The organism is Rhodococcus ruber (assembly GCF_016804345.1).
Classification (GTDB): Bacteria; Actinomycetota; Actinomycetes; order Mycobacteriales; family Mycobacteriaceae; genus Rhodococcus; species Rhodococcus ruber.
The window spans coordinates 4,156,436-4,173,789 of sequence record NZ_CP044211.1; the positions used below are offsets into that span (position 1 = coordinate 4,156,436).

Below are 17,354 nucleotides of genomic sequence, written 5' to 3' on the forward strand. Positions count from 1 at the left end.
TCAGACGACGACGACCCGATGTGCCGCGCGCCACCGCTCGAGCAACTCGTCCGGTGCGCGGTCGACGACGACCACCACCGCCAGATCCTCGAGTCCCCCGGGTTCGAGGGTGTCGAGCGCGTCGGCGGTCAGGTGGGCGTGGGTGACCCACTCGTCGTACAGGGCCGCGTCGAGGGCCTCCCCCGAGTCGGCGCCCTCCGGCACCACGACGACGGTCGCGCCGGTCGCCGTGACCAGCAGCGGCTCGAGGACCCCGCCCTCCGCCGCCGGCGAGCCGACCGCGGCGCTGCGCGACTCGTACGTCAGGCCGTACCGCTCGCGCAGCTCACCGATCCGGTCGATCACCTCCGCCTGGGTGAGCGTGCGCGTCGCGGTCACCAGGGCCGGGCTCTCGGGCTCGACCGGGCGCAGCCGGTCGGCGTAGGAGACCGGGTGCGCGGCCTGCGCCGCCTGCTCGGCACGCAGCTCCTCGTCGTCGAGCTGCAGCCACGGGACGGCGGGCAGGCCGGTGACGCCCGTCACCGTCAGACCCAGCGTCACCCGGGCCGGGTCCGGCATCGTGGCTGCCGGGTCGGCGGGATCGACCATCAGCAGGGCCGCCCCGGTCTTGGCGACCGCCCACTGCGCCACCACGGACCGGACCGACCGAGGGACGGCGACGGCGACCACGTCGCCGGCACCGACACCCCGCGCGACGAGCACCCGCGCCAGCCGCGAGGACCGCGCGTCCAGTTCGCGGTACGGCACCTCGGTGCCGTCGACGGCGACGGCCGGGGCCTCCGGATCCTCCTCGACCACGTTCGCCAGCACCGCGGCGAGCGTGCGGCCGGTGCTCGTGACCGGAGCCGCCGCGGGCTCGGCCTCGGCGACGAGGTGCGCCCGCTCCGCCGCGTCCATGAGGTCGATGTCTCCCACCACGGCCTGCGGATCGGCCACGAATGCCTCGAGGACCCGCACGAACCGCTGCGAGAGCACGTTCACCTCGGACTCGTCGAAGTACCGCTCGAGGTACTTGAAGGTGAACACGATCTCCGACTGCGCGAGGGTGAGCAGGGTCAGCGGGTAGTGCGTCGCGTCGTCGAGCCGGACGTCCCTGACGGTCATCCCGTCGAGGTCCGTCGCGGCCGCCGACAGGGCAGCCCGGTCGATCGGGTACGACTCGAACACGAGCAGGGTGTCGAAGCCGATCCGGCCGCCGGCCCGCTGCTGGATCTCGGTGAGACCCAGGTAGTGGTGGCCGAGCAGGTCCGCCTGCTGTGCCTGCACGCGACGCAGCAGCTGCGCGATCGTCTCGTCGTCGTCCGTGTCCACCCGCACCGGCAGGGTGTTGATGAACAGACCGACCATCGACTCGACGCCGGGCAGCTCGGCCGGGCGGCCGGAGACGGTGGCACCGAAGGTCACATCGGAACGACCCACGATCCGGCCGAGGAGCACCGCCCAGGCCGCCTGCACCAGGGTGTTCACGGTGATGCCGAGGCTCGAGGCCAGGGCCGACACCGCCGCGGCACGTTCCTCGTCGAACACCACGTGCACCGAGGAGATGGCGTCCGCGTCCGGTCGGCGCACCGACGGGGCGAGGACCGTCGGTTCCTCGACACCGGCGAGTGCCTTCGCCCACACCTCGAGCGACGCCTCCCGGTCCTGTTCGGTGAGCCACTCGAGGAACTCCCGGTAGGAGTGGGCGGCGGGAAGCGCGGTGACATCCCCGCGTGTGACGTACAGCGCCATGAGGTCCTGCATGAGGACCGGCATGGACCAGCCGTCGAGCAGGATGTGATGGACCGTCACCGCGAGCAGCGAACGACCCTCGGCCACGTCGACGAACAGGAACCGGATCAGCGGAGCCTGGCCGAGGTCGAAGCGCCGGACCTGCTCGTCGCGCAGGACGCGGGCCAGCTCGGCGTCGCGGGCGTCCTCGGCGAGGTCGCCGAGGTGCTCGTGCCGCCACTGCACCTCGACGTCGCCCAGCACCAGCTGCACCGGGTCGCCGCTGTCGGTGACGAACACCGTCCGCAGGTTCGGGTACCGGTCCAGCAGTGCCTGCGCCGCGGCGCGCAGCCGCTGCGGATCCACCGCCCCGCCGAGCTCGAGCACCGCCTGCATCGTGTAGACGTCCACGCTCGCCTCGGTCATGAGCGCGTGGAAGTGCAGTCCCGCCTGCAACGGCGACAGCGGCCACACGTCGGTCACCGAGGGGTACCGCGACTGCCACACGTCGAGGTCGTGCTGGGCGACCGGGACGAGCGGCACGTCCGACGGGGTCAGGCCGCCGGCGCCCGGCCCGCGGACGTGGCGGGCCAGCGCCGAGAGCGCCTCGTGCCAGTGCTGGGCCAGCTCCTCGATCTCCGAGCGCTCGACCACCCCGGCGGGGAAGCCGAAGTGCGCCTCGAGCCGCCTGCCGTCCGGTCCGTACGAGACGGTCGCGGTGACGTCGACGGTCGTGGTGACCGGCGTCCCGGCGGGACGGACGGTCCGGTCGCCGGGTGCCGCCGTCGGGGACCACGCGCCGCCCTCGACGGACGCGACCGGCTCGCCGAAGTGGAGGGCGACCTGCGGCCGCGGAGCGCTCAGATCCCCGGCGGAGTCGGGGTCGAGGTACCGCAGCAGACCGAAGCCGGCACCGTCGTCGGGCAGGGCCCGCAGCTGTTCCTTGACCGCCTTGACGGCGGCGCCCATCGCCGGTCCCCCGGAGAACGCGTCGTCGACGTCGATCCCTCCGAATCCCGCACGGAACGGGAAGGAGATGGTGAGGCATCCGACGGTCCGAGACAGGTCGGCTCCGGGGACCACCGTGGAGTCGCGTCCGTCCCCGTCCAGCTCGAGCAGCGTGGCCGTCTCGTCGATGCCCCGGTCCCGGCGCCACCGCACCAGGGCCAGACCCAGCGCGGTGACCAGACCGTCGCGGACGGTGCCGTGGAACCGCTCGGGCACCGCGACGAGCAGTGCCTCCGCGTCCGCAGCCGGCACCGTGGTGTGCACGTGCTCGACCGTGGTGCCGACATCGACGGCGGGATCGAGCGGACGGTCCCCGATCGGGAAGTCCGGCGTGTCCAGGATCGACCGCCACCGGTCGAGTTCCGTTCGGCGCTCGGTGCGGCCGGCCGCCTCGACCAGCCCGTGCGCCCAGCGGCGCAGGGAGGTCCCGACCGGCGGCAGCACCACGGGCTGCCCGGCCGCGAGAGCGTCGTACGCGGCGGCCAGATCGGCGATCAGGATGCGCCGGGACGTGTCGTCGGCGACGAAACGGTGGGCGACGATCAGCAACGTCTCGCCGCGCCCGTCGTCGATGCGGACGAACTGCACCATCCGGCCCGCGGCGGGGTCGAGTCGCTCGACCGCCGCCGCGAGGGCCCGCTCGGCGCGGGTTTGCAGGTCGTCGGGCACGCCGGGCGCCGGTTCCCCCTGTGCCAGCAGGGTTTCCGGGTCGACGGTGCCGGGGGCCCGCACCCGCAGGGTGACGGCACCGTCGGCGTCACGTTCGACGATCGCGCGTAGCGCGTCGTGGTGATCGACGACCGCGCCGACCGCACCGGCCAGCGCGTCGGCGTCGACGCCGGCGGGCAGGGTCACCGCCGTCGACACGGCGAGCCGATCGACGTCGCCGGAAGCCTCGAGGGCTGCACGCATCACCGGAGTCAACGGGACGTCCCCGATGCCGCCGCCGGGCAGTTCGGTCAGTGTGCGCTCGGCACCGCCGGTGAGGGTGGCGATCTCCGCCAGCCCCGCGACGGTCTTGCGTTCGAACACGTCCCGCGGGGTGAACACCACGCCGCGGGCCTTCGCGCGCGAGACCAACTGGATCGAGACGATGCTGTCGCCGCCGAGGGCGAAGAAGTCGTCGTCGAGACCGACCTGCTCGAGACCGAGGACCTCGGCGAACACCCGCGCCACGGCCTCCTCCGTGACGGTGGTCGGGGCCCGGAACTCCCGCGCCTCGAACACCGGCGCGGGCAACGCCTTGCGGTCGAGCTTGCCGTTGACGTTCAGCGGCAGCGCCTCGAGCACCACGAACGCCGCCGGCACCATGTACGACGGCAGGTCCCGTCCGAGGCGGGTGCTCACGTCGGCGACGTCGAGCACGACGCCGGGCTGCGGCACGACATAGGCGATCACCTGGGGTCCGACCCGGTCGTCGTCGCGGACGACGACGGCCACGTCCCGCACGTCGTCGAGTCCGCGCAGCGCGGCCTCGATCTCGCCGAGCTCGATCCGGAAACCACGCACCTTGACCTGGAAATCCGTGCGGCCCACGTACTCCAGCCGGCCCGCCGCATCCCACCGCACCAGGTCACCGGTGCGGTAGAGCCGCTCACCGGCACCGAACGGGGACGCGACGAACCGCTCCGCCGTCAGATCCGCCCGCCCGTGATAACCGCGGGCCAGCTGCGCACCCGCCAGATACAACTCACCCGGCACCCCGACCGGCACCGGCCGCAGCCGCCCGTCGAGCACGAACACCCGCGAGTTCCATTCCGGCACACCGATCGGCACCGACACACCCGCGGCGTCGTCGACCTCGTGGAAGGTCACCGACACCGCCGCCTCCGTCGGACCGTACAGATTGTCCAACCGGGCCGCGTTGTGCGCCAGGAACCGACCCGCCGTCGCCGCCGGCAACGCCTCACCGATCGCGAGGACCCGTCGCACCGACGCGGGGAGACGGTCCTCGCCGTCGACGAGGAGCGTCTCGAGCATCGAGGGCACCACGTGCAGCGTCGTCACGGACTGCTCGGCCATCAGGGTGTTCAGATAACCCGGGTCGCGGTGCCCGTCCGGCGCCGCGATCACCACCCGGCCACCACAGACCAGCGCCGACCAGAACTCCCACACCGACAGATCGAACGTCGCCGCCGTCTTCAGCAGCACCGCATCGTCGGCACCGAGCGCATACTCCGCCCGCTTCCACACCAACTGGTTCACGACCGCCCCGTGCGGCACCGCCACACCCTTCGGCCGACCCGTCGACCCCGACGTGAAGATCACATACGCCGTGTTCGACGCCCGCAACGGCGCCCGCCGCTCCGCATCGGCCACCGGAGCACCCGACAGCTCACCGAGGTCGAGGGTGTCGAGGCTGAGCATCGGGATCGTCTGTCCCGGCACCTCGAACCCGTCGCGCCCGGTGGTCAGCACCACCACCGGCGCCGCCACCTCGAGGACGTACCCGGTCCGCTCGGCCGGCTGATCCGGATCCAGCGGCACATACGCACCGCCGGCCTTGGCCACCGCGTACATCCCCACCAGCAACTCCACCGACCGGCGCATCGCCAGCGCCACCGTCGACTCCGGCCCCACCCCGACAGAAATCAGGTGCCGGGCAAGGCGATTGACCCGCGCATCGAACTCGCCGTAACTCAGCGCCTGCCCCTCGAACACCAACGCCGGCGCCTGCGGGGCCCGCCGCACCTGCTCGTCGAACAGATCCACCAACGTCGCCGACGCATCCACCTCGTGACCGGTCTCGTTCCACGCCTCGAGCACCCGCACCCGCTCGGCCGCCTCGAGAATCTCGATATCCCCCAGCGCCACCGACGGATCCGCCACGACCGCCTCGAGCACCCGCACGAACCGCTCGGCGAACACCACGACGGTCGGCTCGTCGAACAGATCCGTGGCGTACGTGAGCACGCTCGTGATCCCCTCGGGAGCACCGTCGTCGGCGTACCGGTCGGTGACCACCAGGTGCAGGTCGAACTGCGAGGTCTGCAGATCCGCGTCCACACCGGACACGGTCAGTCCCGGCAACTCGAGACTCGTCGTCGCGAGGTTCTGGAACGACAGGCCCACCTGGAACAGCGGGTGCCGGGCCGTCGACCGCTCCGGGTTGAGCACCTCCACCAGGCGCTCGAACGGCACGTCGGCGTGTGCGAAGGCCTGCAGGTCCCGCTCCCGCGCCTGATCGAGCAGGTCCGCGAAGGACCCACCGGACTCGACCCGGGTACGGAAGACCAGCGTGTTGACGAACATGCCGATCAGATCGTCGAGTTCACGCTGACCGCGACCCGCGATCGGCGTACCGATCGCGATGTCCTCGGTGCCCGACAGCCGCGCAAGCAGCACCGCGAACGCGGCATGCACGGCCATGAACAACGTCGCGCCCCGGCCGCGGGCCAGCTCGACCAGCTTCCGGTGCAGATCGGCATCGATCGTGAAGTCGATCTTGCCGCCCGCGAAGGACTGCACGGCCGGCCGCGGCCGGTCGGTCGGCAGATCCAGCTGGTCCGGCAGATCCGCCAGGGCCTGCTTCCAGTACGTCACCTGCTTCGCGGCCACCGACGCCGGGTCGTTCTCGTCGCCGAGCACCCGTCGCTGCCACAGGGCGTAGTCGGCGAACTGCACGGGCAGCGGCATCCAGTCCGGGGCGTTGCCGGTCGACCGGGCCACGTACGCCGTCACCAGATCGCGGGTGAGCGGCCCCATCGAGGAGCCGTCCGCCGAGATGTGGTGCACGACGAACGCGACGATCGTCTCGTCCTCGCCGACGGTGAACAACCGCACCCGGATCGGGGCCTCCGACGTCACGTCGAACCCCGTGTAGGCCAGCTCGCGGATCCGGTCGGCCACCTCGTCCCAGCTGGTGGCCACCGGCGTGAGGTCCGGGACCACCGCCGTCACCGGCAGCACGACCTGGACCGCGCCGTCCTCGGTCTCCGGGTACGCCGTGCGCAGCACCTCGTGCCGGGTGAACACGTCCCGGATCGCATCCTGCAGCGCGGCGACGTTCAACCGGCCCGACAGCCGCAGCGCCACCGGCAGGTTGTAGGCCGCCGACTCCGGGTCGAAGCGGTTGAGGAACCACATGCGCTGCTGCGCGAGCGAGAGCGGGACCCGATCCGGCCGCGGCCCGGCCACCAGCGGCACCGACCCGCCGGAGCCGGCGTGCTGCTCGACGTGCGCCGCGAGCGCCTCGACCGTGGAGGCGTCGAACAGCACCCGCACCGGCACCCGCGAATCCAGCGCCGCACCCAGACGCGCCACCAACTGGGTGGCGATCAGGGAGTTGCCGCCGAGCGCGAAGAAGTCGTCGTCGAGACCGACCCGTTCCACGCCGAGCACCTCGGCGAAGATGCCCGCGACGATCTCCTCGATCGGGGTCGTCGGTGCCCGGAACTCACGCGCGGCGAACGTCGGTGCCGGCAGCGCCCTGCGATCGAGCTTGCCCGAGGTGTTCAGCGGGAACTCCGCGAGCACCACGATCGCCGCCGGCACCATGTACGACGGCAGCGTCCGCGACACGAACTCGATCACCTCGCCGGCATCCACCTCGCGGCCCGGGGCGGGAACCACATACCCGGCGAGCTGGTCGCCGGTCGGGGTCGGCACGACCAGCACCGCGGCCTGGTTCACCGACTCGTGCGCCAGCAACGCCGTCTCGATCTCGCCGAGCTCGATGCGCTGACCGCGGAACTTGACCTGGAAATCGGTGCGGCCGATGTACTCGAGCTCCCCCGCCTCGTTCCACGTGACCAGGTCGCCGGTGCGGTACATCCGCTCCCCCGGCGCCCCGAACGGGTTCGCGACGAACCTGTCGGAGGTCAGGTCCGGGCGACGGACGTAGCCGCGTGCCAGCTGCACGCCCGCCAGATACAGCTCACCCGGGACACCGACCGGCACCGGCCGCAGCCGGCCGTCGAGGACCAGCACCCGCACGTTCCACTCCGGGACGCCGATCGGCACCACGTCGACCGGTCCGTCGGCCGGTGCCTGCCAGAACGTCGCCGACACCGCCGCTTCGGTCGGGCCGTAGAGGTTGTCGATCGCGGCGGTGCTGATGCGCCGCACGCCCTCGATCGTCTCCGGCGGCAATGCCTCGCCGATCACGAAGATGCGGCGCAGCGTGGTGCACGACTCGCGGTCGACGTGGGCGGCGAACACCGTGAGCATCGACGGCACGAAGTCGGTGATCGTCACCTTCTCGCGGGCGATGACGTCCGCCACGTAGACGGGGTCACGATGCCCGTCGGGTGTCGCCACGACCAGCTTCGCCCCCACGCTCAGCGGCATGAAGAAGCCCCACAGCGACACGTCGAACGTCGTGGCCGTCTTCTGCAGGTAGACGTCCCGCGCCGTCATCTCGAACTCGTCGAGCATCCACGCCGTCTGGTTGACGATGGCGCGGTGGGTGACGGCGACGCCCTTGGGCCGGCCGGTCGAGCCGGACGTGAAGATGGCGTAGGCCGTGTTGTCCGGGCGCAGCGGCGCCCGCCGGTCCCGATCGGTGACGGGCGCATCCGAGATCGCCGACAGGTCCAGCTCGTCGACCAGGACGGCGTCGACGGTGAGTCCGTCGGGGACGGTGAACTCGTCGCGGGCGGTCGTGACGATGCACACCGGATCGGCCGTGTCGAGGATGTGCCGGACGCGGTCGACCGGGTGATCCGGATCGATCGGCACCCACGCGCCGCCGGCCTCGACGATCGCGTACATGCCCACCAGCAGGTCGAACGACCGCCGGATCGCCAGGCCCACCAGGGACTCCGGTCCCACACCCTGCGAGATCAGGTGCCGCGCGAGCCGATTGACACGGGCGCCGAACTCGGCGTACGTCAGCTCGGCCCCCTCGTAGGCCAGCGCCACCGCATCCGGGGTGCGCCGGACCTGCGCCCCGAACCGGGACAGCAACAACTCGGTGCCGTCGAGAGCATGGTCCGAGGCGTTCCACCCGTGCAGGATCTGCTCGAGTTCGGCCGGGTCGAGCAGCTCGACGTCGCCGACCGGCAGCGCCGGCTGCCCGGCGATCGTCTCGAGGACGCGCACGAACCGCGACAGCAGCGTCTCGACCTGCCGTGCGTCGAACAGCCGGCGCTGGTAACGCAGGTCGAGTTCCATGCCGGATCCGACGTGGACGAACAGGCTCAGCGGGTAGTGGGTGGCGTCGTTCGTGCCGACACCGGTGACCGACATGCCGTCGATCGACGCCGCCTGTTCGGCCAGCCCCTTCTCGTCGAGCGGGTAGGACTCGAACACCGTGAGGGTGTCGAACGCGACGGCCGGCCCGGCGACCCGCTGGATCTCGGTGAGTCCCAGATGATGATGCTCGAGCAGCTCCGCCTGTTCCCGCTGCAGACGATGCAGGAACCGCTCGATCGGCTCCTGCGGATCGAACGTCACCCGCACCGGCAGGGTGTTGATGAACAGGCCCACCATCGACTCCACACCGGGCAGGTCTGCCGGCCGGCCCGACACGGTGGCGCCGAAGACGACGTCGTCGCGTCCGGTCGACCGGCCGAGCAGCACACCCCAGGCCGCCTGGACGAGGGTGTTGACGGTGACCCCGAGCCGGGCTGCGGCCGAGGCGATCTCGGCCGTGCGGTCGTCGTCGAGCAGCAGCCGTACGCGGTCGGCGCCCTCGGCACCGGGGTGCCGGTCGGTCGCCGGGGCGAGCAGCGTCGGCTCCTCGAACCCGTCGAGCACCCGCGCCCACGTGGCGCGGGAGGCGTCGAGGTCACGCTCGGCGACCCACGCCAGGAACGACCGGTAGGAGCGGGCCCGGGGCAGCGGCGACTCGTCCCCGCGGGTGGCGTACAGCATCATCATGTCCTGCATCAGCAGCGGCATCGACCAGCCGTCGACGAGGATGTGATGCACGGTCACGCCGAGCTGGTAGCGGCCCCCGCCGAGCGACGCGAGGACGAACCGGATCAGCGGCGCCTCGTCCATCGCGAACCGGCGCGCCTGCTCCTCCCGCCAGAACGGCACCGTCGCGCGCACGCCCTCGTCGGCGACGAGCTGCGACAGGTCGGCCTCGCGCCACGGCACCCGCACATCCGACAGCACCACCTGCACCGCGGCACCGGCGGCGTCGTTGACGAACACCGTCCGCAGGTTCGGGTACCGGTCGAGCAGCGCCTGCGCCGCGCCGCGCAGCCGCTGCGGATCGACCACGCCGTCGAGGTCGAGCACGGCCTGGATCGTGTAGACGTCCACGCTGGATTCGTCCATGAGGGCGTGGAAGAGCAGGCCCGACTGCAGCGGCGACAGCGGCCACACGTCGGTCGCCGACGGGAAGCGCGCCTCCCACGCCTCGAGGTCCTGCTGGGTCACCGACACGAGCGGCACGTCCGACGGGGTCAGTCCGCCGGCGCCGGGCTCGCTCGCGTACCGGGCCAGTGCCGCGAGCGCGTCCACCCAGTAGGCGGCGAGGGACTCGACGTCGTCCGGGCCGAGAAGTCCGGTCGGGTAGGCGAATCCGGCCGCGAGCTGCGGTCCGTCCGCACCGTCGGACACGATCGCGTTGATGTCGACGACGGCGTTGGCGGGCATGTCCGCGTCGAGGGCGGCGTCGACCCCACCGAGCGCGTCCGTCGGAACCCAGCCGATCGCGGCGAGTTCCTCGGGCACGTCCGCCGCCGACACCCGGCCGAGGTAGTTGAAGCTCACCTGCGGCTGGGTGGTGTAGCCGGACAGGACCTGCGAGCCGACCGGGTCGAGGTGGCGCAGCAGGCCGTAGCCCATGCCCCTGTCCGGGATCGCCAGGAGCTGTTCCTTGACCGCCTTGACGGCGGATCCCATGGCGGTGCCACCGGCGAAGGCGTCGTCGACGTCGATACCGGTCAGGTCCACCCGCACCGGATGGGCGCTGGTGAACCAGCCGACGGTGCGCGACAGGTCCGCGCCCGGCACCACCGTCTCCTCGCGGCCGTGGCCCTCGAACTTCAGCAGCGCGGACGTCGCGTCGATGCCGCGGTCGCGTCGCCACCGGATCAGGGCCAGGCCGAGAGCGGCGATGAGCCCGTCGTTGACGCTGCCGTGGAACAGCGCGGGCACCGAGGTCAGCAGGGACTCGGTGTCGGCCGCGGGGACGGTCACCTCCAGCCGTTGCACGGTCGACGCGACGTCGACCGCCGGGTCGAACGCACGAGCGCCGAGCAGCGGATCGGGTCCGTCGAGCACCGACCGCCACAGCTCGAGCTCCGCCCGGCGTTCCGGCGCGCGCGCCGCGTCCGCCAGACCGTGGGCCCAGCGGCGCAGCGAGGTGCCCACGGCCGGCAACGCGACGTCCTGTCCCGCGGCCGTCTGACCCCACGCGACGGCGAGGTCGGGCAGCAGGATCCGCCAGGAGACGCCGTCGACCACGAGATGGTGCGCGACGACGAGCAGCACGCCGGCGCGGTCGCCGGGTCCGAAGTCGAACCACACGAACCGCAGAACGCGTCCCTCGGTGGGCGCGAGCCGGTCGAGCGCGGCGTCGAGCTCGCGTGACGCGACCGCGGTGAGCGCGGCGGCGTCGATGTCGGCGGGCACCTCGACGCGGGTGACGAGTTCGTCGGCGTCGACCGTGCCGGCGGCCCGCACCCGCAGCGCGGGGGCGCCGTCGGCGTCGTGCTCGAGGATCGACCGCAGCGCGTCGTGGTGGTCGACGACGGCGCCGACGGTGCGCACCAGCACGTCCCGGTCGATGTCCTTCGGCAACGTCACCGCCACCGACTGGGAGAAGCGGTCGAAGCCGCCACCCCAGCCGAGCACCTCACGCATGATCGGGGTGAGCGGGACCTCCCCGACGCCGCCGCCGGGCAGTTCCTTCAGACCGCCCGGGCCCTCCCCCGCGGTGGTGCGGGTCGCGACCTCGGCGAGCCCGGCGACGGATCGCCGCTCGAACACGTCCCGGGGGGTGAACACGACACCGCGGGCCTTGGCGCGCGAGACCAGCTGGATCGACACGATGCTGTCGCCGCCGAGCGCGAAGAACGACTCGTCGACGCCGACCCGGTCGAGGCGCAGCACCTCGGCGAACACCTCGGCGATGATCTCCTCGAGGTCGGTACTCGCGGAACGGAATTCGCGTTCCTCGAGCTCCGGCTCGGGCAGCGCGTCGCGATCGAGCTTGCCGACCGGGGTCAGCGGGATCTTGTCGAGCACCACGATCGCGGACGGCACCATGTGCGCCGGCAGCGACCGGCCGACGAACTCGGTCAGCGCGGCGGTGTCGACCGTCGCGCCCGCCTTGGGCAGCACGTACGAGACGAGCACGGTGCCGCCGGAGGGTGTCGTGCGGCCGAGCGTGGCCGCGAACTCCACACTTTCGTGGGACGTCAGCGCCGAGTCGATCTCGCCGAGCTCGATGCGGAATCCACGCACCTTGACCTGGAAGTCGCTGCGCCCGACGAACTCGAGCTCGAGCCGGTCGTCGTCCATGACACGCCAGCGCACCATGTCGCCGGTGCGGTACATCCGCGCACCGTCCGCCGCGAACGGATCGGCGACGAACCGCTCCGAGGTGAGCACCGAACGCCGGTGGTAGCCGCGGGCGAGGGCGGCACCCGACAGATACAGCTCACCCGCGACGCCGACGGGGACGGGGCGCAGCCGGGAATCGAGGACGAGGGCGGTCGTGCCGCGCACGGGCCCGCCGATCGTGATCGGGTCTCCCGGCAGAACGTGCGCATAGGTCGAGATGACGGTCGCCTCGGTCGGGCCGTAGCCGTTGAGCAGCGTGCGGCCGGGCGCCCACCGGTTCACCAGCTCCGGCGGCAGTGCCTCACCGCCGACGACGACCACCTCGAGGCTGTCGAGGCCGTCGGGGTCGACGGTGCCGATCACCGCGGGGGTGATGATGGTGTGGGTGGGGCGTTCGGTGCGGAACAGGTCCGCGAGGTCGGGGCCGCCGATGATCGTCGACGGCACGACGACCAGCGTCGCGCCCTGCGAGAACGCCGCGATCCACTCCATCACCGATGGGTCGAAGCTCGGCGACATGATGTGCAGGAACCGGGAGCGGGACGTCAGGCCGTACAGGTCGATGATCGTGTCCAGCAGGCCGCCGAGACCGGTGTGGGTGACCACGACGCCCTTGGGCCGGCCCGTCGACCCCGAGGTGTAGATCAGGTAGGCGGGGTGCTGCGGGCGCAGCGGCCGGACACGGTCGGCGTCGGTGACCGGGGCCGCCGACCGGGTCGCGACGTCGGAGGCGAGGCCGGGTTCGTCGACGACCAGCCACTCCGCGTCGTCGGGCAGGCCGGGCCGGTGAGCGGTTCTCGTGATGCCCAGGGCGGCACGGGAATCGGAGAGCATGTAACGCACGCGCTCCGGCGGGTACGACGGGTCGACCGGCACGTGTGCGGCACCGGCCTTGGCCACCGCCCACACCGACCGGACCATGTCGTAGGAGCGCGGGAACGCCACGGCCACGATGTTCTCGGGGCCGACGCCGCGCTCGACCAGCAGCCGCGCGAGCCGGGACGAGTCCTCGTCGAGCTCGCGGTAGGTGATCGACCGTCCCTCGTACCGCACGGCGGTCGCGTCCGGGTCGAGCGACGCGCCGGCCGTCAGGAGGTCGGCGAGGGTTCCGCCGCTGACGACGTCGGTACCGCGCACGTGGGTCAGCCGCTCGAGTTCGTGCGGCTCGAGCAGCGGCAGGTCACCGACCGGCAGTGCCGGGTCGGCGACGGCCGCGTCGAGGAGGTGCGCGAATCGAGCGGCGAAGCCCTCGACGGTGTCGGCGTCGAACAGGGACCGCGCGTAGGTGAACTCGGCAGAGATCCCGTCCGGCCCGCCGTCCGCCGCGGTGTGCTCCCGCAGGGTCAGCGCGAGGTCGAACTTGGCGCTGTCGACGTCGAACGGGACCGTGGACACGCTCAGGTCGGGCAGTTCGAGGCCGGTCTCGGGCAGGTTCTCGAACGACATGGCGACCTGGAACAGCGGGTGCCGGGCCGTGGACCGCTCGGGGTTGAGGATCTCGACGAGCCGTTCGAACGGAAGGTCCGCGTGGGCGAACGCCTCGAGATCGCTCTCGCGGATGCGCCCGAGATGCTCGGCGAACCCGGCGTCGGCGTCGATGTGGCTGCGCAACACCAGGGTGTTGACGAACATGCCGACCATCTCGTCGAGTTCGGCCTCACCGCGGCCGGCGATCGGCGTGCCGATCGCGATGTCGTCGGCGGCGGACATGCGCGCCAGGAACACCGCGAGGGCGGTGTGCATGACCATGAACAGCGTCGTGCCGCTGCGCCGGGCGAGGTCGGCGGCCTGCCGATGGGTGCCCGCATCGATGCGGAACTCGATCTTGCCGCCCTCGAAGGCCTGCACCGACGGTCGCGGCCGGTCGGTGGGCAGGTTCAGCTCGTCGGGCAGGCCGGCGAGCGTCCGCTTCCAGTAGTCGGCCTGCGCGGAGACGAGGCTGTCCGGATCGTCCTCCGCGCCCAGCACCTGACGCTGCCACAGCGCGAAGTCCGCGTACTGCACCGGCAGCGGCGCCCGGTTCGGTTCGTGCCCGGCCGCGCGCGCGACGTACGCGATCATCACATCGCGCGTCAGCGGTGCCATGGACCAGCCGTCGGCGCTGATGTGGTGCGCGACGAACACCAGCACATGATCGTCGTCGGCGACGCGGAAGAGCCTGGCCCGCAAGGGGATCTCGTCGGTGACGTCGAAGCCCGCGGAGACCACCTCGGTGACCCGGGCGACGAGGTCGGCCTCGGACACCGGTTCGGGTGTGAGGTCGGGTGCCGCCTCGGCGACCGGCAGGACCACCTGGTAGGCGTGCCCGTCGGACTCCGGGTAGACGGTGCGCAGCACCTCGTGCCGGGCGACGACGTCGCGCACCGCGGCCCGCATGGCGTCCACGTCGAGCATGCCGGTCAGCCGGACGGCGACCGGGATGTTGTTCGCCGCCGATTCGGTGTCGAACCGGTTGAGGAACCACATGCGCTGCTGGGCCAGCGACAGCGGCACCCGGCCCGGCCGCGGCTGCGGCACCAGCGGCGGACGCCCGCCACCGCCGGCGTGCTGCTCGACCGCGACGGCGAGCGCCCCGGCCGTGGTCGCCTCGAAGACGGCCCGGACCGGGATCTTCGCGTCGAGCGCGGCGCCGATGCGGGAGACGACCTGCGTGGCGAGCAGCGAGTTGCCGCCGAGCTCGAAGAAGTCGTCGTCGACACCGACCCGGGTGAGACCGAGCACGTCGGCGAACACGCCCGCGACGATCTCCTCGACGGGGGTGCTCGGAGCGCGGAACTCGCGCGCTTCGAACACCGGCTCCGGCAGCGCCCGGCGATCGAGCTTGCCGTTGACGTTCAGCGGCAGCGCCTCGAGCACCACGAACGCCGCCGGCACCATGTACGACGGCAACGCCCCGGCGAGCCCGGACTTCACGTGCGCGAGGTCGAGCACCGCGCCCGCCTCCGGCACCAGGTACGCCACGAGCTGCGTGCCCGTCCGATCGTCCTCCCGGGCGATCACCGCGACGTCGCGCACGTCGTCGGCACCGCGCAGCGCGGCTTCGATCTCGCCGAGCTCGATCCGGAATCCGCGCACCTTGACCTGGAAGTCGCTGCGGCCGAGGTACTCCAGGCGCCCGGCCGAGTCCCATCGGACGAGGTCGCCGGTGCGGTAGAGCCGGTCGCCGTCGCCGAACGGCGAGGCGACGAACCGTTCCGCCGTCAGATCCGCACGGCCGTGGTAGCCGCGTGCCAACTGCGCACCGGCGAGATACAGCTCGCCGGACACCCCGACCGGCACCGGGTGCAGACGCCCGTCGAGCACGTAGACCCGCGAGTTCCATTCCGGCACGCCGATCGACACCGAGGCCCCGGAGACATCGGCCACCTCGCCCGCGGTGATCGACACCGCGGCCTCGGTCGGGCCGTAGAGATTGACCAGCTGCGCGGTGTTGTGCTGCAGGAATCGCTGCGCCGTCGCCGCCGGCAGCGCCTCACCGATCGCGAGCACCCGGCGCAGAGACCTGGGCAGCACCCCGTCGGAGTCGACGAGCAGCGCCTCGAGCATCGACGGCACCACGTGCAGGGTGGTGACCGCCTGCTCGGCCATCAGGGTGTTCAGGTAGCCGGGATCGCGGTGGCCGTCCGGCGTGGCGATCACCAGGCGGCCACCGGAGACCAGCGCCGACCAGAATTCCCACACCGACAGGTCGAACGTCGCCGCGGTCTTGAGCAGCGCCGCGTCCTGCGACCCGAGCCCGAAGTGCTCGCGCTTCCACAGCAACTGGTTCACGATCGCCGCGTGCGGGACCGCCACCCCCTTCGGCCGGCCCGTCGACCCCGAGGTGAAGATCACGTACGCGGTGTTCGACGCCCGCAGCGGCGCCCGCCGCTCGGCGTCGGTGACCGGGTTACCGGTGTAGTGCGCCAGGTCGGCCGTGTCGATCGCCAGGTGCGGGACAGAGCTGTCCCCCGGTAGCTCGAACGCGTCCCGCTCGGTGGTCAGTACCACCACCGGTGCCGCGGCATCGAGGATGTATCCGGTCCGCTCGGCCGGCTGGTCCGGGTCGAGCGGCACGTACACGCCACCGGCCTTGGTGACGGCATACATGCCGACGAGCAGCTCGGTCGATCGGCGCATCGCCAGGGCGACCGTCGATTCGGGACCGACCCCCGTCGAGATCAGGTGCCGGGCGAGCCGGTTGACGCGGGCGTCGAACTCGCCGTAGGTGAGCGTCTCGCCCGCGAAGAACAGGGCGGGGGCGTCGGGGGTGCGGTGCACCTGCGCGTCGAACAGGTCGGCGAGGGTCGCCGAGGTGTCGACGGCGTGACCGGTGTCGTTCCAGCCCTCGAGCACCCGGAGCCGCTCGGTGTCGTCGAGCAGCGGCACGTCGCCCACCGGCAGCGCCGGGTCCGCCACCACGGACTCGAGCAACCACAGGAAGCGCCGGGCGAATCCGGCCACCGTGGACTCGTCGAACAGGTCCGTGGCGTAGGTGAAGAAGCCGGTCACGCCGGCCGCGGCGCCGTCCTCGGCGTGCCGGTCGGTGACGATCAGATGCAGATCGAACTGCGAGATCTCCATGTCCGCATCGACGTTCGCGATGGTCAGACCGGGCAGCTCGAGGCGGGACTGAGCGACGTTCTGGAACGACAGGCCCACCTGGAACAGCGGGTGCCGCGCGGTCGAGCGGACGGGGTTGAGGACCTCCACGAGCCGCTCGAACGGCACGTCGGCATTGGCGAATGCGCCCAGGTCGGCCTCGCGCGCCTGCGCCAGCAGTTCCTCGAACGCCGCATCCGGACGAACCTGCGTCCGGAAGACCAGGGTGTTGACGAACATGCCGATGAGGTCGTCGAGGGCCCGCTCGTCACGGCCCGCGATGGGCGTGCCGATCGCGATGTCGTCGGTGTCGGACATCCGTGCGAGGAACACCGCGAGGGCGGTGTGCATCACCATGAACAGCGTCGTGTTGCTGCGACGCGCGAGCTCGATCAGGCGGGCGTGCAGTTCGGGGTCGACGGCGAACCCGGTCCGGGCGCCGGCGAAGGACTGCACGGCCGGACGCGGCCGGTCGGTGGGCAGGTCCAGCTGGTCGGGCAGACCGGCCAGGGCCTTCTTCCAGTACGCCACCTGCTTCGCCGCGATCGACTCGGGATCGTCCTCGGAGCCGAGGACCTCCCGCTGCCACAGCG

The 17,354-nt window shown here is 72.0% G+C and carries 1 protein-coding gene (cut by a window edge); it reads right to left on the reverse strand.

What is annotated here, in order from left to right:
* Positions 1-17,354 carry the 3' portion of a non-ribosomal peptide synthase/polyketide synthase gene (locus tag F1734_RS19180; RefSeq protein ID WP_203010921.1) on the reverse strand. Its footprint extends 12,193 nt past the window's final position, so 17,354 of the gene's 29,547 nt are visible here — the last part of the coding sequence; its start codon lies beyond the right edge, outside the window — the gene reads right to left on this strand; the stop codon is at positions 1-3.